Source organism: Streptomyces sp. FXJ1.172 (genome assembly GCF_001636945.3).
Lineage (GTDB): Bacteria > Actinomycetota > Actinomycetes > Streptomycetales > Streptomycetaceae > Streptomyces.
The window spans coordinates 5258463-5277057 of sequence record NZ_CP119133.2; the positions used below are offsets into that span (position 1 = coordinate 5258463).

Here is an 18595-nt window from a genome sequence, read left to right on the forward strand (position 1 = left end):
GTCCGAAGGTGGACATGTGGTACCGCCCGTGATTCACCACATCACCGGTGCAACCACCCGCCTGATTCACGGGTCTGATCACCCGAGTCGACTGACTCCTTGATCACTTGGACCCCGTGTCCACCTTTCTCCATCAGGGGAACGCATGCGCATTCGTGCCACTGTGGCCGCCGTCTCCGGCGCCCTGGCCCTCACCGCCCTCGTCGTGCCCGCCGCGCAGGCCGCCGACGCCGGTTCTCCGTCCTTCCGCGCCGACGCCGCGAAGGTCCTCTCGCACGCCGCGTCCGGAAGGTCCGCCTTCAGTGCCGCCACCGCGGCCGCGCACCTGGACGTCACCTTCGCCAACCTCAAGATCGCCAAGGCGGTCACGGTCGGGACGACCAACCACGTCTCCACCACCGTCACCACGACAACCCGGCCACCTGCACCGCCACCTCGGCGACCACCGCCAGCTGCAAGGGCCTGATCGACATCTACCCCGGCCCGAACCACGACGAGCTGGTCAACTCCGACGCCGGCACCTGGCACGCCGGCGCGCTGGCCCTCACCTACGGCACCACGGACTCCGCCGCCCAGTTCGGCCTCGGCACCACCCTGGTGCAGCGCAACTCCAAGCTGACGACGACCGTGAGCGCGACGTCCGTTCACAAGGGCAGGACGTTCACGGTCTCGGGCAAGCTGACCCGCGCCGACTGGGAGAAGCACACCTACAACACGGTGGGCGGCCAGTCGGTCAGGCTCCAGTTCCGCAAGTCCGGCACGAGCACGTACACCACCGTCAAGACGGTCACGTCGGACACCTCGGGCAACGTGAAGGCCACCGCGACCGCGAGCGCCGCCGGCTACTGGCGCTACAGCTACGCCGGCATCTCCACCACCTCGGGCGCCAGCGCCACGGGCGTGTACGTCGGCGTGAAGTAGGCCCCATCTAGTCGGGAAAGCGGCGGTCGACCCACTTCCACAGGAACTCCAGGGCGGCCGCCGCGACCACCGCGATGCCGACGGCGGTCCACGGCATCGTGACCCCCACCAGCTTCAGCGCGAAGAAGCTCTGCAGGGCCGGGACCACCAGGACCACCACGAACGCCACGCCCATCGCGGCCACGAGCGTCACCCGCCACCAGGTGTAGGGGCGGGCGACGATCGCGAGGATCCACATGGAGACCAGGAACAGCGTCAGCGTGGCCGCACTGGTCTCGGCACCCAACTGCCCAGGTCCGGTGTAGTGGTGACGGGCGATCAGGTAGGTCGCGAAGGTCGCCACCCCGCACATCACGCCGCCCGGGATCGAGTACCGCATCACCTGCCGCACGAAATGCGGTTTCGCGCGCTCCTTGTTGGGGGCGAGGGCCAGGAAGAAGGCCGGGACGCCGATGGTGAGCGTGGACAGCATGGTCAAGTGCCGGGGCAGGAAGGGGTATTCGACCTGCCAGCACACCACCAGGACCGCCAGCAGTACCGAATAGACGGTCTTCACCAGGAACAGCGTCGCCACCCGCGTGATGTTGCCGATCACCCGGCGGCCCTCGCCGACGACCGACGGCAGGCTCGCGAAGCTGTTGTCCAGCAGCACGATCTGCGCCACCGCCCGGGTGGCCTCCGAGCCCGAGCCCATGGCGACACCGATGTCGGCGTCCTTCAGCGCGAGCACGTCGTTCACTCCGTCGCCGGTCATCGCGACCGTGTGCCCGCGCGACTGCAGCGCACCGACCATGTCCCGCTTCTGCTGCGGGGTGACCCGCCCGAAGACGGTCCCGGAATCCAGTGCCTGCGCCAGCTCCGCCGGGTCGGCGGGCAGCTGCCGCGCGTCCACCGCCGTGCCCTCCAGGCCCAGCTCGGCCGCGACCGCGCCGACCGAGACCGCGTTGTCCCCGGAGATGACCCTGGCCCGGACGTCCTGCTCGGCGAAGTAGCGCAGCGTGTCCGCCGCGTCGGGCCGCAGCCGCTGGGCGAGGACGACGAGTGCGGCCGCCCGGGCGCCATGGGCCGGCTCGGGGTCGTCCAGGTCGCGGCTCGCGCGGGCCAGCAGCAGGACCCGCAGCCCCTGCTCGTTGAGCCGTTCGGTGTCGGCGAGGGCCGGGGCGCCGGGGGCGAGGAGGATGTCCGGGGCGCCCAGCAGCCAGGTGCTGGTCTCGCCGTCGCCCTCGCTGAACGCGGCCCCGCTGTACTTGCGGGCCGAGGAGAAGGGCAGCGACTCCACGCAGCGCCACTCGTCGCTGTCGGGGTAGGCGTCGATGATGGCCTGGAGGGAGGCGTTGGGGCGCGGGTCGGACTCGCCGAGCGCGCCGAGGACCTTGTGCACGTACGCCTCGTCGTAACCGTCGAGGGTCCTGAGCTGCGTGACGTCCATGCCGCCCTCGGTGAGCGTGCCGGTCTTGTCCAGGCAGACGGTGTCGACGCGGGCCAGCCCCTCGATGGCCGGGAGCTCCTGCACCAGGCACTGCTTGCGGCCCAGCCGGATGACGCCGATCGCGAAGGCGACGGAGGTGAGCAGCACCAGCCCCTCGGGGACCATCGGGACGATGCCGCCGACCGTGCGGGCGACGGCGTCCTTGAAGTCGTTGCTCTTGACGACGAGCTGGGTGATGACGAGGCCGGTCGCGGCCGGGACCATCATCCAGGTGACGTACTTGAGGATCGTGGAGATACCGGTGCGCAGCTCGGAGTGGACCAGGGTGAAGCGGGAGGCCTCCTCGGCGAGCTGGACGGCATAGGCCTCGCGGCCGACCTTGGTGGCCGTGAAGGCGCCGCCGCCCGCGACCACGAAGCTGCCGGACATGACCGGGTCGCCGGGGTGTTTGACGACGGGGTCGGCCTCACCGGTCAGCAGCGACTCGTCGATCTCGAGCCCGTCGGTCTCGGCGCACACCCCGTCCACGACGATCTTGTCCCCGGGCCCGATCTCGATCAGATCGCCGAGCACGATCTCACCGGTGGCGATCTCGACGGCCGTGCCGGCTCTGCGTACCGTCGGCCGGGCCTCGCCGATCACCGCGAGCGAGTCGAGGGTCTGCTTGGCCCGCCATTCCTGGACGATGCCGATCCCGGTGTTGGCGAGGATCACGAAGCCGAACAGGCTGTCCTGGACCGGCGCCGCGAACAGCATGATCACCCAGAGCACGCCGATGATCGCGTTGAACCGGGTGAAGACGTTCGCCCGGACGATCTCCCCGAGCGACCGGCTGCTGCGCACCGGGACGTCGTTGACCTGCCCCCGCGCCACCCGCTCGGCCACCTCGGCGGCGGACAGCCCGGCCGGCCTGGACGCAGGCAGCGCCACCGGATGCACGGGATCGAGTTCGGCACCCGCGTCTATGTGGGTCATGTAATCGACGGTACGTGGGGCTTTGCCCACCCGCCTGCTATCCGGCCGCCGCCGCCTTCGGCGCGGCCGCCCGCTTGATCGCCGCGTCCCGCCTGCGCACGTACCAGATCCCGATCAGCCCCAGCCCGCCCCCGGCCAGGCAGGTCCACAGCCACCACAGATGGCCGTGGCTGTCGAACCAGCCGTAGAAGGGCAGCTGGACGAGGAAGAGGACGAACCACACGATCGTGCCGCCGGTGATGGTGGCGACCACGGGGCCCTCCAGGGGCTCCGGCGCCTCGTGCTTGGGGGTCCACTTAGCCATGGGCACAGCTTACGAGGCGATCAGGTCTACGCGCGGAGATAGCGATCTAGCACTCATACGTTCATACTGAAACCGTTTGTCTTTGACCACTTCTGCTCGTATGAAACTCCAAAGGGGCTCGGGGGAACCCCTTCGGTGATGAGGTCCCGCATGTCCACCTCGGCACCCGCCAAGGCCCCCACCCCCGAAAAGCCGGGGCGTGCGCCCGTGCATGGCGCCCTCGACCGCTACTTCAAGATCTCCGAGCGTGGCAGTTCCGTCGCCCGGGAGATCCGCGGCGGTTTCGCCACCTTCTTCGCCATGGCGTACATCATCGTGCTGAACCCGATCATCCTCGGCAGCGCGAAGGACATGTACGGGCATCACCTGAACAACGGCCAGCTGGTGACCGCGACCGCCCTGACGGCCGCCTTCAGCACGCTCCTCATGGGAGTCATCGGCAACGTCCCGATCGCGCTCGCCGCCGGCCTCGGCGTGAACTCGGTCGTCGCGCTCCAGCTCGCGCCCCGGATGTCCTGGCCGGACGCCATGGGCATGGTCGTGCTGGCCGGTTTCGTGGTCATGCTGCTGGTCGCCACGGGTCTGCGCGAGCGCGTGATGAACGCCGTGCCGTTCGGGCTGCGCAAGGCGATCTCGATCGGTATCGGCCTGTTCATCATGCTGATCGGCCTGGTCGACTCCGGCTTCGTCACCCGTATGCCGGACGCCGCCCAGACCACCGTCCCGCTCCAGCTCGGCGTCGGCGGCCACCTGCATGGCTGGCCGGTGCTGGTCTTCATCCTCGGTGTGCTGCTCACCTTCGCGCTGATCGTGCGCAAGGCGCCGGGCGCGATCCTGATCTCGATCGTCGGCATGACCGTCCTCGCGGTGATCCTCAACGCGGTCACCACCATCCCGTCCTGGGGCCTGACCGTGCCGAAGTGGCCGGGCAACCCGGTCGCCAGCCCCGACTTCGGCCTGGTCGGCCACGTCAGCCTGTTCGGCGGCTTCTCCAAGGTCGGAGTGCTGACCGGCGTCCTCTTCGTCTTCACGGTCCTGCTGTCGTGCTTCTTCGACGCGATGGGCACGATCATGGGCGTCAGCGACGAGGCCAAGCTGACCGACGCCGAGGGCTACATGCCGGGCATCAACCGGGTCCTGTTCATCGACGGCCTCGCGGTCGCGGCGGGCGGTGCCAGCTCCTCCTCGGCCACGACCGCGTTCGTGGAGTCCACGGCCGGTGTCGGCGAGGGCGCCCGCACGGGTCTCGCGAACGTCGTCACGGGCGGCCTGTTCGCCGTGGCGCTGTTCCTCACCCCGGTCGCCACGATGGTGCCGTCCCAGGCGGCCACCCCGGCGCTGGTCGCGGTCGGTTTCCTGATCCTGTCGAACTCGGTCAAGGAGATCGACTGGGCGGACTACACCATCGCCATCCCGGCCTTCGTGACGATGCTGATGATGCCGTTCACCTACTCGATCACCAACGGCATCGGCATGGGCTTCATCACCTTCGTGGTGCTGCGCCTGGCTGCCGGCCGGTTCCGGGAGATCCCGGCCGCGATGTACATCGTCTCGGCGGTCTTCGCCTTCTACTACCTGATGCCGGCCCTGGGCCTGACCTGAGCCCTGCCCCTGCGCGGGGCCGGCCGAGGCGTCACCTGACCCCGTAGAACCTCGGGTCAGGTGACCCCGTAGAACTTCTCCGTCTCCTCGACGGCGGTCTGGAACCGCTCGTCGAAGTCATCCCGAATGAGCGTCCGGACGACATAGTCCTGGACGCTCATTCCTCTTTTCGCCGCGTGCCGCCGGAGCCGCTCGAGCAGCTCCCCGTCTATCCGCAGGCTGAGCACAGTGGTCCCCATGGCTACGAGGGTCGCCACATCCGGCCGCCCCGCGCGTCACTTTCCGGAATCGGCTCACTCATATGGGTGATCGAAGGGTTCAGTGGCGAGGGTCACGGGCATTGCACGGGTGTCGCGGTGGTCTTTAGCGAGAGTAATGAGTTACTCTAAAGAACATGCCGGACCTGGACCTCACCCATGGCGACGACGCTGCCGCCGTGAACTCGCTCCGCTCGGCCGTGATGCGGCTGAGCCGTCGGCTCAAGCACCAGCGGGTCGACGAGTCGCTGAGCCCCACCGAGATGTCGGTGCTCGGCACCCTCTCCCGCTGCGGCTCGGCCACCCCGGGCGAACTGGCCCGCAAGGAGCACGTCCAGCCGCCGTCGATGACCCGCATCGTCGCGCTGCTCGAAGCCAAGGGGCTGGTCCGGCTGGAGCCGCATCCCGAGGACCGGCGCCAGAAGGTCGTCACCCAGACCGAACAGGCCGAGGCGATGCTCGAGGAGAGCCGCCGCAAGCGCAACGTGTTCCTGGCCGGCCTGGTCGAGGGTCTCGACGAGGACGAGTGGGCCAAGCTGCGCGCCGCCGCCCCCGTGCTGGAGAAGCTCGCACACCTGTAAAGCACACCGTAAGAGGAGGCGAACCCCTTTGAGTACGGGATCCGGAACACCTTCCGCCCCCGCACCGGCCGTCACTACCACCCCCACCCCTTCGCGGGGATCCTCGATGTTCAGCTCGCTGAGGGTCAGGAACTACCGCCTCTTCTTCGTCGGCCAGGTCGTCTCCAACACCGGCACCTGGATGCAGCGCATCGCCCAGGACTGGCTCGTGCTCAGCCTCACCGGCTCCTCCGCGGCCGTGGGCATCACGACGGCCCTGCAGTTCCTGCCGATGCTCCTCTTCGGTCTCTACGGCGGTGTCCTGGTCGACCGCCTCCCCAAGCGCCCCACGCTGCTGGTGACCCAGTCGGCCATGGCCCTGTCCGGTCTCGCGCTCGCCGCCCTGACCCTCACCGGCCACGTCCAGGTCTGGCACGTCTACCTCGCCGCCTTCGCGGTCGGCCTGGCGACGGTGGTCGACAACCCGGCCCGCCAGTCCTTCGTCTCCGAGATGGTCGGCCCCGGGCAACTGCAGAACGCGGTCAGCCTGAACTCGGCGAACTTCCAGTCCGCCCGGCTGATCGGCCCGGCCGTCGCCGGCCTGATGATCACCGGAGTGGGCACCGGCTGGGCGTTCCTCGCCAACGGCCTGTCCTTCGCGGCCCCCATCACCGGCCTGCTGCTGATGCGCGCCCGTGAGCTGCACGTCGTCCAGCGCGCGCCGCGGGGCAAGGGCCAGCTGCGCGAGGGCCTGCAGTACGTGGCCGGGCGGCCGGAGCTGATCTGGCCGATCGTCCTCGTCGGCTTCATCGGCACCTTCGGCTTCAACTTCCCGGTGTGGCTGTCGGCCTACGCCCAGCACGTCTTCCACGCCGGTGCCGGCGGCTACAGCCTCTTCAACACCCTGATGGCCGTCGGCTCCCTGGTCGGCGCCCTGCTGGCCGCCCGGCGCGGCACGGCCCGGCTGCGCATCCTGATCGCCGCCGCGCTCGCCTTCGGCACGCTGGAGACCGTGGCCGCGCTCGCGCCGTCGTACTGGCTGTTCGCCCTGCTCATGGTCCCGATCGGGATCTTCGGGCTCACGGTGAACGTCACGGCGAACACCGCGGTCCAGATGGCCACCGACCCGGCCATGCGCGGCCGGGTGATGGCCCTGTTCATGATGGTGTTCATGGGCGGCACGCCGCTCGGCGCACCGGTCGTCGGCTGGATCACCGACACCTACGGAGCCCGCGTCGGCTTCGCCCTCGGCGGCATCGTCTCCGCCGTCGCGTCCGGGGTGATCGGCCTGGTCCTGGCCCGCATCGGCGGCCTGCGCCTGACGGTGGGCTGGCACCACGGCCACCCCCGGCTCCGCTTCGTCCCGCGCGAGCGCAAGGAGCTGGCGACGGCCGCGTGAGCGCCTCCGGGGCCGTCGCCCCGGAGGGTCCCGGTGCCCGCTACCGGACCCTCCGGGCCAGCACCTGCCCCGGCCAGTCGCCGTTCTCACCGGAGGTGTAGGTCTCGGCCGGGACGAACCCGTTGGCCTCGTAGTAGGCGACGAGCTTGCCGTCGTCACCCGCGTAGCAGTCCACGCGCAGCAGGGCGACCCCGGCCCGCCGGGTCTCCTCGGCCACGTGCTCGAGCAGGGCGGCACCGGCGCCCCGCCCCCTGAACCGGCGGTCGGAGGCGAGCCAGTGGATGTACCGCTCGGGCTCGCCGGGCGGCGGCAGGTGCGAAAGGGAGGCGCCGGGCGCGTCGGTGACGGTGAGCGTGGCGGCCGGCACACCGTCGACCTCCGCGATGTACGCCGTGCCCTCTTTCATGTGACGGAGGACCGATTCGGCCACCCTCGGGTTCTCCGACAGCGGCTTGTCCCCCCACTGGCCGGTGCGGCCCTGTGACACCAGCCACTCCACACAGCTGTCGAGCATGCCGAGTATCACCGGGAGGTCCTCGGGCCCGCCCTCACGAATGGTGATCTTCATGCGGCCATCATGCCCGGCGCCGTCTGCGAAGGTGAAGGCATGAGACTCTTCGCCGCGGTGCTCCCCCCGGAGCACGTCGTCCAGGAACTCGCCGCCGAGGTCGCCAAGTTGAAGAGGCTGCCCGGCTCGGAACGGCTGCGCTGGACCAACCGCCCGGGCTGGCACTTCACCCTGGCCTTCTACGGCGAGGTCGCGGACGACGTCGTACCGGACCTGTCGGACCGCCTGGCCCGCGCGGCCCACCGCACTGCCCCCTTCGCCCTGGCCCTGTCCGGCGGCGGCCAGTTCGGGCACGGCAAGGCCTTGTGGACGGGCGCCTACGGCGAGGTGGAGGCGCTGCGGCGGCTGGCCGACCGGGCGGAGTCGGCGGCGCGGAAGGCGGGCGTGCCGATGGGGGAGCACCGCCGGTACAAGGCCCACCTGACGGTGGCGCGGGGACGCGACGGCGTCGGTCCACGGCCGTACGTCGACGCCCTCGCGGAGTTCACCAGCAGTACCTGGACGGTGGGCGAGCTGGTGCTGGTGCGCAGCAACCTGCCGAGGTCCGGGGTGGCGGGGGAGCAGCCGCGGTACGAGGTGGTCGGCCGCTGGCCGCTGCGCGGGGACAGCTAGGCTCGATGGCGTGGACCCGAAAACCCGGAACCGGATCATGGCCGGTGTGCTTGTGCTGATGTTCGTCGTGGTGGCCGTCTCGGCGGCTGTCAGGTAGCTGTTTCCTGGAGCGGGGCAACCGCGGCCGGCCGGTTCTCCGGCCGCGGTCCGTTCGTGGCCGGTCTCGCCCGCGCGGCGGGGCCGCACATCACATGCGGCCCCGCCGCCCCTGGGCCGGCCGACTCCCGGGTGCTACCAGGCGAAGGCCTCGGGGGACGGCCCCGGACCCGGGAAGACCTCGTCCAGGCCCGCCAGCAGTTCCTCGCCCAGTTCCAGCTCGGCGGCCCGGAGGGCGGACTCGAGCTGCCCGGCCGTGCGCGGGCCGACGATGGGCCCGGTCACGCCCGGCCGGGTCAGCAGCCAGGCCAGGGCCACCTCGCCGGGCTCCAGGCCGTGCTTGTCGACCAGGTCCTCGTAGGCCTGGATCCGGGCGCGGGCGGCCGGGTCGTTCAGGGTGTCGGCGGCGCGTCCGGAGGCACGGCGACCGCCCTGGGCCTCCTTCCTGATGACCCCGCCCAGCAGGCCCCCGTGCAGCGGCGACCAGGGGATGACCCCGAGGCCGTAGTCCTGCGCGGCCGGGATGACCTCCATCTCGGCACGCCGCTCGAAGAGGTTGTACAGGCACTGCTCGCTGACCAGCCCGATGGTGCCACCGCGCCGGGCGGCGGCCTCGTTGGCCTGGGCGATCTTGTAGCCGGGGAAGTTGGAGGAGCCGACGTAGAGGATCTTGCCCTGCTGGACCAGGGTGTCGATCGCCTGCCAGATCTCGTCGAAGGGGGTGTCCCGGTCGATGTGGTGGAACTGGTAGAGGTCGATGTGGTCGGTCTGGAGCCGCTTCAGGCTGGCGTCCACGGCCCGCCGGATGTTCAGCGCGGAGAGCTTGTCGTGGTTGGGCCAGGGGCCCTGGCCGTCGGGGGCCATGTTGGCGTAGACCTTGGTGGCGAGGACGACCTTGTCGCGCCGGTCGCCGCCCTTGGCGAACCAGTTGCCGATGATGGTCTCGGTCCGCCCCTTGTTGTCACCCCACCCGTACACGTTGGCGGTGTCGAAGAAGTTGATGCCCGCGTCCAGTGCCGCGTCCATGATCGCGTGGCTGTCGGCCTCGTCGGTCTGCGGCCCGAAGTTCATCGTCCCGAGGACGAGTCGGCTGACCTTGAGGCCCGTGCGTCCAAGCTGCGTGTACTTCATGGTTCTCTAGCCAACGGCTTGAAGTGCGCTCTAGGCAAGCGGGGTTGGGCTAGTCGCGGGGGAACCTGTCGGTCTTGAGGATGAGGTCGACCACTGTGCCGGTGAGGTCGATGTCGGTGCCGAAGTCCACCGGTGTCCTGTTCTCGTAGTCGCCGTCCTTGGGGTCGGTGTACACGAAGCAGCGGCCCTGATACGGGTCGGCGACGATGTAGAGGGGGACTTCGGCGATCGCGTAGGCAGTTTTCTTCGGGCCGTAGTCGTTGGCGGCAGTGCCCTGGGAGATGACCTCAGCGACGAACTCGACGTCCTGGTACCGCCAGCGGCCGTTGTTGTCTGTCTTCGCCGATTCCTTGAGCATGGCGACGTCCGGGCAGAAGCCGTTCTGGTAGCCCGGGAAGTCGATGCGGACGTCCGAGAACGCTTGGACGTCCCTCCCGAATTTGTCCTCCAGTGCCCGCACGATTCGGCGAATGATTCCCCAGTGAGTGGCCCGCTGCGGCGTCATGTGGACGTTGCCCCCGACGATCTCGACCCTGAATCCTTCGGGGACGGGCATACGCTCAAGCCGCTCGAACCACTCGTCCAAATGCCTGGTGTTGGCGTCGGCGTCGGCCATCTCGATCCTGTCTTCAAGGACGGTCATCGTGGCGCTCCTCCCCGGCCGCCCCACGGACAGGTGCGGCCGCGCAGTACAACGATACGCACGGTGACCAGGACTCGCCGGATTCAGGTCAGCTTGTCCCGGCCGCGTACGCCTGTCCGACCCCCCACGCCTCCCACATCGCCCCCGCGAACGCGCCCGCGATCCGGTGTTCCCCGCTCGCGTTGGGATGCGTGCCGTCGTAGGTGTCGGAGTGGATGTCGTACGCCTCGGGCGCAGAGGCCAGCAGCAGCGGGGAGCGGGGCTCGTCCAGGTCGGCGACCGCCTTCGCGAGCAGAACGTTGAAGAGGTCCACCTGGGCCGCGAACGGCTCGTCCGCCGCGGCCCGGATGTTCGGTATCACCGGCAGGACGACCATGCGTATGCGCGGGGCGGCCTCCCGGGCGCCGGCGACGAACGCCCGTACGTTCTGTGCCGTCTGCTCCGCGTTCGTGTAGAAGCCCAGGTCGATCAGGCCGAGGGAGACCAGCAGCACGTCCGGCCGGTGGGCGCGTACCGCGTCCCCGATCAGCGGGGCCATGTGCAGCCAGCCCTCGCCCCAGCCCGCCAGGTGGCGGCGGGGGAAGCCGGGTTCGGCGTACGCGTACGACGTCGGCGCGTCGGACGATTTGTCGTACAGCTCCTCGCGCGGGCCGACGAACGTGAACGGGCCGCCGTGCGTGTCGCACAGGTGCCGCCACAACCGGTAGCGCCAGGTGTGCTCGCCCGCGCTCCCGATCGTCATGGAGTCACCTACGGGCATGAATCTGAGCATCCGCTCATGATGGACGATCACCCGCACGCATGGGGTGTGAGGCCCACCACGTCCCCCGGGGGGCCCACAGGGCGTCCGCGCCGAACACCCGCGGGCAGTGGCAGGCTTGGGGCATGCGCCGATCGTCCGCCGTCCTCGCCGGTCTCACCGGTCTCGCCGGAATGCTGCTCACCGGCGCCTGCGCGCTGCCCGCGTCCGCCGACAGCAGGGCCGGCGACACCGGCTTCACCTTCAAGGACCCGCGGATCACCGAGTCCAGCGGGCTCGCCGCCTCCCGCCTCCACCCCGGCGTCTACTGGACGCACAACGACAGCGGCGACGGGCCGTACGTCTACGCCGTGGACAGCGCGACAGGGAAGACCGTCGCCCGGCTCACCCTGCGCGGCATCGGCTCCCCGCGCGACGTCGAGGCCATCTCCATCGGGCCGGACGACCAGATCTACCTCGGCGACATCGGCGACAACCTCGGCGGCAAGTGGCCGTACGTGTGGATCTACCGGCTGCCCGAGCCGAAGGTGCTGAAGGACGAGACGGTCACGGCGGCGCAGTACGTCGTGAAGTACGCGAACGGGCCGCGCGACGCCGAGTCGCTGATCGTCCACCCGAAGACCGGGCGCGTCTACATCATCGACAAGAAGGAGGACGGCGGGCACCTGTACGAGGGCCCGGCCACCCTCTCCGCCTCCGGCACGAACGTGTTCAGGCCGATCGCCCCCGTCGACCTCTGGGCCACGGACGCGGCCTTCTCGCCGGACGGCCGGCAGCTCGCCGTGCGCGGCTACTTCGGCGGGATCTACTACGACTGGAACGGCGGCCGGATCAAACGCGCAGGGCAGCTCGACGTGCCCTTGCAGGGCCAAGGGGAGGGCGTCACGTACTCCGTCGACGGCACCAAGCTGCTCTACAGCTCCGAGGGCGTCGGCAGCCAGGTCGAGGCGAAGGACACCCCTGGCCCGGCCGCCGCCAAGTCGCCCTCCGGCAGCGTGAGTCGGGCGGGCGGTTCGGGAGGCGGGGGCTTCAGGACCGGTGCCGTGATCGCCGCCGCGGCGGCGGCCGCCCTCCTCGGGCTGTGGCGGCTGCGGCGGCGGGGCTGAGCGGTCTCACCGGTCTCACCGGTCGGTGGGCTCCGCCCACTTCCCGGCGGGCGGCTCCTCCTGCACGGGCCGTACCTCGTAGTGCAGCGTCGGCGCACGCATCAGCTTGTGCGACAGCGGCACCAACACCCCATGCATGACCGGGTACTTGTGCCGCAGCAGCTGCGCCGCGTGCCGGTCCTCCGGGCTGCCGTGCTCCAGCAGCCGGGCCCGTGCGTGGATCTCCGGGCCGGTGGGGGCACCGCGCAGGGTGGAGGGGGCCAGCTCCACCTCGGGGTTGTTGCGCAGGCGCTTGACCTTCCAGGTGGTGCCCGGGGTCCGGAAGTAGGCGTGGTCCCCCTCGACGGCGATGTTCACCGGGGTGCCGACGCCGGTGCCGTCCCGTTTGTGGGTCGTGAGCAGGGCGGCGTACTGCTTGACGAACGGGGCGAGGGCGGGGCTCGTGCGCGCACTGGTCATGCCTCCATGGAGGCACCGCACGCCCGGCTTCTCAAGCGCTGGACATCCCGGGCCGCGGTATCGAGAGTGCATGGGAACGCTCCCATGCACTCTCGTGCGGCTCCGGGCTCCCATACGTCCGTCAGCGGCCGGGAAGCCGGGCCTGCTGCGTCACTTCACGCACCCGGGTGCCGGGAAGGGCGTCGTGCTCGCCGGGTGGCCGCCGCCCTCCATGTCGGTGCGGAGCTTCGGGGCAGGACCGTATGGGTTCACGATCCGGGCGATGAAGCCGGCGCTCTTCGGCAGGGAGGGGTGCGCGCGGTTGACGACACCGCCGAAGCGCGTGCCGTCACCCGCGTCCTTGAAGAACGCCGACGGCCCGTGGAGGCCGTTGCTCAGCACGGCCACCGCGCCGGCGCCGATGTCCTGCTCCGCGATGACGGTGCAGCCCCGTGCGTCGGCGGTGCCGGCCTTGGGCAGCGCGATGACGTGCGTGCTGCCCTCGGCCGTCACGCGGAGCGCGGGGGCGGAGCCGAGGGTGCCCGTCAGGCGCAGGGACAGGCCCCTCTGCTCGGCCGTGGTGTGGTCGCGGTCGAGCTTGCCCAGGACGCGGTACATGTAGGCGTCGCCCTGCCGCCAGTGCGCCGGCACCGCGCGGATCCAGGCCTCGGGGCCGCCGGCGTGGGGATCGTTGCGCAGGACGGCCACCATGTGCCGGCCGATGGGGACGGCCTCGCCCGCGTAGCGGGCGGCCGGGTCGGCGGCGGGAGCGGCCGAGGCGGTCGCCACCGGCAGGAGCGCGGTGGCGCCGACGGCGCCCAGGAGCACCGAGGCGGTCAGCAGGGAACGGCGGCGACGTGCGGATACGGCTGGCATGGGAGAACTCCTCGACGCGACGACCGGAAACACCGGAAGGACGGCTGCGTGCCGCTCCTCACCGGTCCGGCGCTTCGACGTCACCGTACGGTGGCGCAGCGCTTCGGATGCCTGGTGAGACGGGGGGGTGGCGACGGAACGACGGTATTTGATCGAACTGCATGGTCCGGTGCCGGAATTGTCACGGAAAATCGACAGGAACCGGAATCCTGATCTCCATGGAGTGTTCCCCCTGCACGTACGGCCGTACCACGTCGCCGACGGCTTCCCGGAGGGGCGGGCCGGGCAGTTGTCCGCGATCTTGCAAGAACACCTCGTTCTCCGGCTCCCCGGTGAGGACGGACTGCGACGGTGCCATCGGCGAGAGCTGGTCCGGCAGCCCGGTCACCGGCGTACCGAAGGACAACTTCGGTGTCCGCTGGTCGGTGACCCGGGACTTCGGCTCCGGCGGCCCCTTCACGCTCGCCGTCTCCGCCACCGACGGGATCCGCGTCTCCATGGACGGCTACCGGCAGATCGACATGTGGTACGGCACCGGTGACACCGCCCGCCCCGCGAACCTCAACCTGTGCCGGTGCCGGCCGGCTGACGGGTGGTCCCGGGGACCACATGACGAAGGGCGCCCGGTTGGCACCGGGCGCCCCTCACCGTCCCGCTCGCCGAGCGGTCAGAGCTTCTCGATGACGTAGTCGATGCACTTCGTCAGCGCCTCGACGTCCGCCGGGTCGATCGCCGGGAACATCGCGATGCGGAGCTGGTTGCGGCCGAGCTTGCGGTAAGGCTCGGTGTCCACGATGCCGTTGGCGCGCAGGACCTTGGCGACGGCGGCGGCGTCGATCTCGTCGGCGAAGTCGATCGTGCCGATGACCTGCGAGCGCTTGGCCGGGTCGGTGACGAACGGGGTGGCGTACTTGGACTCCTCCGCCCAGCTGTACAGGCGGGTCGAGGAGTCCTTGGTGCGGCCCGTGGAGAAGGCGAGGCCGCCCTGGCCGTTGAGCCACTCCAGCTGCTCGTTGAGGAGGAAGAGCGTGGCGAGGGCCGGGGTGTTGTACGTCTGGTTCTTGCGGGAGTTGTCGATCGCCGTGGGGAGCGAGAAGAACTCCGGCACGTGGCGGCCGGACGCGTGGATGCGCTCGGCGCGCTCGACGGCGGCGGGCGAGAAGACGCCGATCCACAGGCCGCCGTCGGACGCGAAGGACTTCTGCGGGGCGAAGTAGTACACGTCGGTCTCGGCGACGTCGACCGGGAGGCCGCCCGCGCCGGAGGTGGCGTCCACGAGCACCAGGGAACCGGAGTCCGCGCCCTCGACACGCTTGATGGGCATCGCGACGCCCGTCGAGGTCTCGTTGTGGGTGAAGGCGTAGACGTCGACACCGGCCTCGGCCCGCGCCTCCGGGTGGGTGCCGGGGTCGGTGGAGATGACGGTGGGCTCGGCCAGCCAGGGCGCCAGCTTGGCGGCCTTGGCGAACTTGGAGGAGAACTCGCCGAAGTTCAGGTGCTGGGACTTGTTCTCGATCAGGCCGTGGGTGGCGATGTCCCAGAAGGCGGTCGAGCCGCCGTTGCCGAGGATCACCTCGTAGCCCTCGGGCAGGGAGAACAGCTCGGAGATGCCCTCGCGGACCTTGCCGACCAGGTTCTTGACGGGCGCCTGGCGGTGGGAGGTGCCCAGCAGGGACGAACCGGTGGCGGCGAGGGCGTCCAGCGCCTCGGTGCGCACCTTGGAGGGGCCCGCGCCGAAACGTCCGTCGGCGGGCTTGATGTCAGCGGGAATCTGGATGTCGGCCACGAGTCGGAGGGTATCGGGTGGGCGAAACCGGGCGGAAACCATGTCCGTCCGATGAGACGAGATCACCGAGCCGTGGACTTGTAAATAAGTACGACGATATGGGCGAGGCTGTGGAAAAGTCGCGGTGACTGAGTGTGAGCGGATGCATCCTTGACGCATGACAGAGCTTGCCGTTGCACTGCGCAGGGCCGTCCGGGGCGAGGTGGGTTTCGATGTCACCTCCCGGGCGCTGGTCACCATGGACGCATCCAACTACCGCCGGGTCCCGCTCGGCGTCGTGGCCCCGAGAGACGCCGACGACGTGGCCGCCGTGCTCGAGGTGTGCCGGGCGCACGGGGTGCCGGTGGTGGCGCGCGGCGGCGGCACGTCGATCGCCGGACAGGCCACGGGCGCGGGCGTGGTGCTGGACTTCACCCGGCACATGAACGGCCTGCTGGCGGTCGATCCCGGGACCCGCACGGCCGTCGTGCAGCCCGGGCTCGTCCTCGACCGGCTCCAGGAGGCCGCCGCTCCGCACGGCCTGCGGTTCGGCCCCGACCCCTCCACGCACAGCCGGTGCACGCTCGGCGGGATGATCGGCAACAACTCGTGCGGCTCCCACTCGGTCGCCTGGGGCACCACCGCGGACAGCGTGCGGGAGCTGTCCGTCGTCACCGCGCGCGGACGGCGGCTGCGGCTCGGGCAGGGCTGGGCGGGCGCACCCGAGGGACTGCGCGAGCTGGCGGAAGGGGAGCTGGCCCGGCTGCGCACCGGCTTCCCGGACCTGCCCCGCCGCATCTCCGGGTACGCGCTGGACGCGCTGCTGCCCGAGAAGGGCGCCGACGTCGCCCGCTCGTTCTGCGGCTCCGAGGGCACGCTGGGCGTGCTGACCGAGGCGGTCGTCCGGCTGGTTCAGGCACCCCGCGCGCGTGCCCTCGCCGTGCTCGGGTACGGCGACGAGAGCGCCGCCGCCGAGGCCGCCGCGGGCCTGCTGGGGTACGGCCCGCTGACGGTGGAGGGCATGGCCGCCGACCTGGTGCGCTCACCGGCCGGGCTGCCGAAGGCGGGCGCGTGGCTGTTCGTGGAGACCGGCGGGGAGTCGGCGGGCGAGGCACGCGCGCGTGCGGAGGAGATCGTCCGCGCGGCCGACGTCGTGGACTCCCTGGTGGTGACGGATCCGGCCGCCCAGCGGACCCTGTGGCGCATCCGCGAGGACGCGAGCGGTACGGCCACCCGGATGCCCGACGGCAGCGAGGCCTGGCCCGGCTGGGAGGACTGCGCGGTGCCACCCGTCCGGCTCGGCGCCTATCTGCGCGACTTCCGCGCCCTGCTGTCCGCCCACGACCTGCGCGGCACGCCGTACGGCCACTTCGGCGACGGCTGCATCCATGTCCGTATCGACTTCGACCTGCTCACCGAGGCCGGCATCGGCCGCTTCCGCCGCTTCTCCGAGGAGCTGGCCGACCTGGTGGTGGCGCACGGCGGCTCGCTGTCCGGGGAGCACGGCGACGGGCAGGCCCGCGCGGAGCTGCTGCCGCGCATGTACGGCGCCGAGACGGTCCGGCTCTTCGAGCGGGCCAAGGCGCTCTGGGACCCCGACGACCTGCTCAACCCCGGGATGCTGGTCCGCCCGGCCCCGCTGGACGCGAACCTCCGCTTCTCCGTGCTTCCGGCCGAGCCCGTCGACGTGGCCTTCGGCTATCCGGCCGACGGCGGCGACTTCCGCGCGGCCGTCCGCCGCTGCGTCGGCGTCGCCAAGTGCCGTACGACCACGGCGACCGGACCGGCCGTGATGTGCCCCTCCTTCCGTGCGACCGGCGAGGAGGAGCACTCCACGCGCGGCCGGGCCCGGCTGCTGCACGAGATGCTGGCGGGCGGCCTGGTCACCGACGGCTGGCGGTCCACGGAGGTCCGCGACGCCCTCGACCTGTGCCTGTCCTGCAAGGGCTGCCGCTCGGACTGCCCGGTCGGCGTCGACATGGCCACCTACAAGGCGGAGTTCCTGCACCACCACTACGCCGGCCGCCGCCGTCCCGCGGCTCACCACAGCATGGGCCGGCTGCCGAAGTGGCTGCGCGTGGTCGCCCGCACCCGCACGGCCCCGCTGCTCAACGCGCTGGCTTCGCTGCGGCCGCTCGCCGCGGCCGGCAAACGCCTGGGCGGGATCGCACCGGAGCGGGAGATCCCCCGTCTGGCGACGCGGACGTTCACCTCCTGGTGGCGCGCCAGGCGGACGGCCCCGGCGCCCACGGGAGAACTGGTCGTGCTGTGGCCCGACACCTTCACCGAGCATCTGTCCCCGTCCGTCGGCCGGGCCGCCGTCCGGGTGCTGGAGGCAGCCGGGCTGCGGGTGACCCTGCCGCCGACGCTGCTGCCGCGCGCGGGAGCCCTCGGGACGGGGCGCAGCAGGTCGGCCGCCGCGCTGCTCACCGCCCGCCGGGCCCGCGTCTGCTGCGGCCTGACCTATGTCTCGACCGGCCAACTGGACCGCGCCCGCGTGGTGTTGCGCCGCACGCTGGACCTGATGGAACCGGTGCTGCGGGCGCGGCTCCCGGTCGTCGTCCTCGAACCGAGCTGTGCGGCGGCCCTGCGCACCGACCTGCCCGAGCTGCTGCCCGACGACCCGCGCGCGGGAGAGCTGTCCCGGGCCGTCCTCACCTTCGCCGAGGCCCTCGAGCGGCACGCCCCGCACTGGACCCCGCCGGCCGTTAACCGCCCGGTCGTCGGCCAGACCCACTGCCACCAGCACGCGGTGCTCGGCGACACCCCCGACCGCCGCCTGCGCGAGGCCGCGGGCCTCACCGGTGAGCTGGCCGGGGGCTGCTGCGGCCTCGCGGGCAACTTCGGCTTCGAGAAAGGCCACTTCGAGGTGTCCCGCGCCTGTGCGGAGGAGCAGCTCCTCCCGGCGGTCCGCGAAGTCCCCGACCAGACGGTGGTCCTGGCCGACGGCTTCTCCTGCCGCACCCAGCTGGAGCAGCTGGCCGGGGTGCGCGGACGGCACCTGGCGGAGGTCCTGGCGGAGGCGCTCGCCGTACGGCGGCCTGACGCCGGATCATAAGGCCGCTCTCAGGTTCATGAGAGAACTCCCAGCTTCGCATGGGCTTCGCATGGGTCTCTCAGGAATCACCTAGGTATTCACAGCACCCCTTTGCC

19 protein-coding genes are annotated in these 18595 nt (G+C 70.9%); 9 read left to right on the forward strand and 10 right to left on the reverse strand.

From position 1 onward, the window contains the following. Positions 1 to 145: 145 nt before the first annotated feature. Positions 146 to 466: a hypothetical protein gene (locus A6P39_RS23545; protein WP_331454147.1), complete on the forward strand. Its 321-nt coding sequence runs from the start codon at positions 146 to 148 to the stop codon at positions 464 to 466. A 161-nt stretch (positions 467 to 627) separates the two neighbouring features. Next, on the forward strand, positions 628 to 921 hold the full coding sequence (locus A6P39_RS23550; protein ID WP_234379171.1) for a hypothetical protein: 294 nt from the start codon (positions 628 to 630) through the stop codon (positions 919 to 921). Between the two features lie 7 nt (positions 922 to 928). On the opposite strand, the gene A6P39_RS23555 is transcribed toward A6P39_RS23550, so the two are convergent. Beyond that, positions 929 to 3325: an HAD-IC family P-type ATPase gene (locus tag A6P39_RS23555; protein WP_067053533.1), complete on the reverse strand. Its 2397-nt coding sequence runs from the start codon at positions 3323 to 3325 to the stop codon at positions 929 to 931. 37 nt (positions 3326 to 3362) lie between these two features. After that, the gene (locus A6P39_RS23560; RefSeq protein ID WP_079133715.1) at positions 3363 to 3629 is read right to left on the reverse strand and encodes a DUF2530 domain-containing protein; all 267 of its coding nucleotides are present in this window, start codon (positions 3627 to 3629) and stop codon (positions 3363 to 3365) included. A 150-nt stretch (positions 3630 to 3779) separates the two neighbouring features. Here A6P39_RS23560 and A6P39_RS23565 point away from each other — a divergent pair, with 150 nt between their 5' ends. Beyond that, positions 3780 to 5231, forward strand: coding sequence for an NCS2 family permease (locus A6P39_RS23565; protein WP_067053528.1), 1452 nt, complete (start codon positions 3780 to 3782; stop codon positions 5229 to 5231). A 56-nt stretch (positions 5232 to 5287) separates the two neighbouring features. On the opposite strand, the gene A6P39_RS23570 is transcribed toward A6P39_RS23565, so the two are convergent. Next, a complete protein-coding gene (locus tag A6P39_RS23570; RefSeq protein ID WP_067053659.1) occupies positions 5288 to 5470 on the reverse strand; it encodes a ribbon-helix-helix protein, CopG family in 183 nt (60 codons plus the stop codon). Positions 5471 to 5625: 155 nt separating this feature from the next. On the opposite strand from A6P39_RS23570, the gene A6P39_RS23575 reads away from it, so the two are divergent. After that, complete coding sequence (locus tag A6P39_RS23575; RefSeq protein WP_067053526.1) at positions 5626 to 6069, forward strand: MarR family winged helix-turn-helix transcriptional regulator; 444 nt, start codon at positions 5626 to 5628, stop codon at positions 6067 to 6069. A gap of 28 nt (positions 6070 to 6097) precedes the next feature. After that, complete coding sequence (locus tag A6P39_RS23580) at positions 6098 to 7447, forward strand: MFS transporter (protein ID WP_234379170.1); 1350 nt, start codon at positions 6098 to 6100, stop codon at positions 7445 to 7447. Between the two features lie 40 nt (positions 7448 to 7487). On the opposite strand, the gene A6P39_RS23585 is transcribed toward A6P39_RS23580, so the two are convergent. Beyond that, positions 7488 to 8015, reverse strand: coding sequence for a GNAT family N-acetyltransferase (locus A6P39_RS23585; protein ID WP_067053522.1), 528 nt, complete (start codon positions 8013 to 8015; stop codon positions 7488 to 7490). A 39-nt stretch (positions 8016 to 8054) separates the two neighbouring features. Here A6P39_RS23585 and thpR point away from each other — a divergent pair, with 39 nt between their 5' ends. After that, positions 8055 to 8627: an RNA 2',3'-cyclic phosphodiesterase gene (thpR, locus tag A6P39_RS23590; protein WP_067053521.1), complete on the forward strand. Its 573-nt coding sequence runs from the start codon at positions 8055 to 8057 to the stop codon at positions 8625 to 8627. 231 nt (positions 8628 to 8858) lie between these two features. Here the strand turns inward: thpR and A6P39_RS23595 are convergent, their stop codons facing one another. The 3 genes from A6P39_RS23595 to A6P39_RS23605 all read right to left on the reverse strand — a co-directional run bounded on the left by A6P39_RS23595 (position 8859) and on the right by A6P39_RS23605 (position 11269). Next, positions 8859 to 9854: an aldo/keto reductase gene (locus tag A6P39_RS23595; protein ID WP_067053519.1), complete on the reverse strand. Its 996-nt coding sequence runs from the start codon at positions 9852 to 9854 to the stop codon at positions 8859 to 8861. A 49-nt stretch (positions 9855 to 9903) separates the two neighbouring features. Beyond that, positions 9904 to 10497 (reverse strand): Uma2 family endonuclease, encoded by a 594-nt coding sequence (locus A6P39_RS23600; protein WP_067053516.1) that lies wholly within the window; start codon positions 10495 to 10497, stop codon positions 9904 to 9906. A gap of 88 nt (positions 10498 to 10585) precedes the next feature. After that, positions 10586 to 11269, reverse strand: coding sequence for an SGNH/GDSL hydrolase family protein (locus tag A6P39_RS23605; protein ID WP_067053515.1), 684 nt, complete (start codon positions 11267 to 11269; stop codon positions 10586 to 10588). A gap of 113 nt (positions 11270 to 11382) precedes the next feature. Here A6P39_RS23605 and A6P39_RS23610 point away from each other — a divergent pair, with 113 nt between their 5' ends. Next, entirely contained in the window at positions 11383 to 12363 is a 981-nt protein-coding gene (locus A6P39_RS23610; RefSeq protein ID WP_067053512.1) for a hypothetical protein, read from the forward strand. A gap of 15 nt (positions 12364 to 12378) precedes the next feature. On the opposite strand, the gene A6P39_RS23615 is transcribed toward A6P39_RS23610, so the two are convergent. Continuing rightward, a complete protein-coding gene (locus tag A6P39_RS23615) occupies positions 12379 to 12822 on the reverse strand; it encodes a PPOX class F420-dependent oxidoreductase (RefSeq protein ID WP_067053510.1) in 444 nt (147 codons plus the stop codon). A gap of 150 nt (positions 12823 to 12972) precedes the next feature. Next, on the reverse strand, positions 12973 to 13677 hold the full coding sequence (locus A6P39_RS23620) for a hypothetical protein (RefSeq protein ID WP_067053508.1): 705 nt from the start codon (positions 13675 to 13677) through the stop codon (positions 12973 to 12975). A gap of 332 nt (positions 13678 to 14009) precedes the next feature. Here A6P39_RS23620 and A6P39_RS45540 point away from each other — a divergent pair, with 332 nt between their 5' ends. After that, the gene (locus A6P39_RS45540; protein WP_067053506.1) at positions 14010 to 14366 is read left to right on the forward strand and encodes a hypothetical protein; all 357 of its coding nucleotides are present in this window, start codon (positions 14010 to 14012) and stop codon (positions 14364 to 14366) included. Here A6P39_RS45540 and serC read toward each other — a convergent pair. After that, complete coding sequence (gene serC / locus A6P39_RS23630; RefSeq protein WP_067053504.1) at positions 14345 to 15463, reverse strand: phosphoserine transaminase; 1119 nt, start codon at positions 15461 to 15463, stop codon at positions 14345 to 14347. The two genes, A6P39_RS45540 and serC, sit on opposite strands and share 22 nt — an antisense overlap. A 157-nt stretch (positions 15464 to 15620) precedes the next feature. Here serC and A6P39_RS23635 point away from each other — a divergent pair, with 157 nt between their 5' ends. Further along, positions 15621 to 18500 carry an FAD-binding and (Fe-S)-binding domain-containing protein gene (locus A6P39_RS23635; RefSeq protein ID WP_067053503.1) on the forward strand — a complete coding sequence of 960 codons (2880 nt, stop codon included), beginning with the start codon at positions 15621 to 15623 and terminating at the stop codon, positions 18498 to 18500. The last annotated feature ends 95 nt before the right edge of the window (positions 18501 to 18595 follow it).

Coding starts and splice junctions, on each gene's coding strand:
- A6P39_RS23545 (WP_331454147.1), top strand. CDS start 146: ATGCGCATTCGTGCCACTGTGGCCGCCGTCTCCGGCGCCCTGGCCCTC.
- A6P39_RS23555 (WP_067053533.1), bottom strand. CDS start 3,325: ATGACCCACATAGACGCGGGTGCCGAACTCGATCCCGTGCATCCGGTG.
- A6P39_RS23560 (WP_079133715.1), bottom strand. CDS start 3,629: ATGGCTAAGTGGACCCCCAAGCACGAGGCGCCGGAGCCCCTGGAGGGC.
- A6P39_RS23565 (WP_067053528.1), top strand. CDS start 3,780: ATGTCCACCTCGGCACCCGCCAAGGCCCCCACCCCCGAAAAGCCGGGG.
- A6P39_RS23570 (WP_067053659.1), bottom strand. CDS start 5,470: ATGGGGACCACTGTGCTCAGCCTGCGGATAGACGGGGAGCTGCTCGAG.
- A6P39_RS23575 (WP_067053526.1), top strand. CDS start 5,626: ATGCCGGACCTGGACCTCACCCATGGCGACGACGCTGCCGCCGTGAAC.
- A6P39_RS23585 (WP_067053522.1), bottom strand. CDS start 8,015: ATGAAGATCACCATTCGTGAGGGCGGGCCCGAGGACCTCCCGGTGATA.
- thpR (WP_067053521.1), top strand. CDS start 8,055: ATGAGACTCTTCGCCGCGGTGCTCCCCCCGGAGCACGTCGTCCAGGAA.
- A6P39_RS23595 (WP_067053519.1), bottom strand. CDS start 9,854: ATGAAGTACACGCAGCTTGGACGCACGGGCCTCAAGGTCAGCCGACTC.
- A6P39_RS23600 (WP_067053516.1), bottom strand. CDS start 10,497: ATGACCGTCCTTGAAGACAGGATCGAGATGGCCGACGCCGACGCCAAC.
- A6P39_RS23605 (WP_067053515.1), bottom strand. CDS start 11,269: ATGCTCAGATTCATGCCCGTAGGTGACTCCATGACGATCGGGAGCGCG.
- A6P39_RS23610 (WP_067053512.1), top strand. CDS start 11,383: ATGCGCCGATCGTCCGCCGTCCTCGCCGGTCTCACCGGTCTCGCCGGA.
- A6P39_RS23615 (WP_067053510.1), bottom strand. CDS start 12,822: ATGACCAGTGCGCGCACGAGCCCCGCCCTCGCCCCGTTCGTCAAGCAG.
- A6P39_RS23620 (WP_067053508.1), bottom strand. CDS start 13,677: ATGCCAGCCGTATCCGCACGTCGCCGCCGTTCCCTGCTGACCGCCTCG.
- A6P39_RS23635 (WP_067053503.1), top strand. CDS start 15,621: ATGACAGAGCTTGCCGTTGCACTGCGCAGGGCCGTCCGGGGCGAGGTG.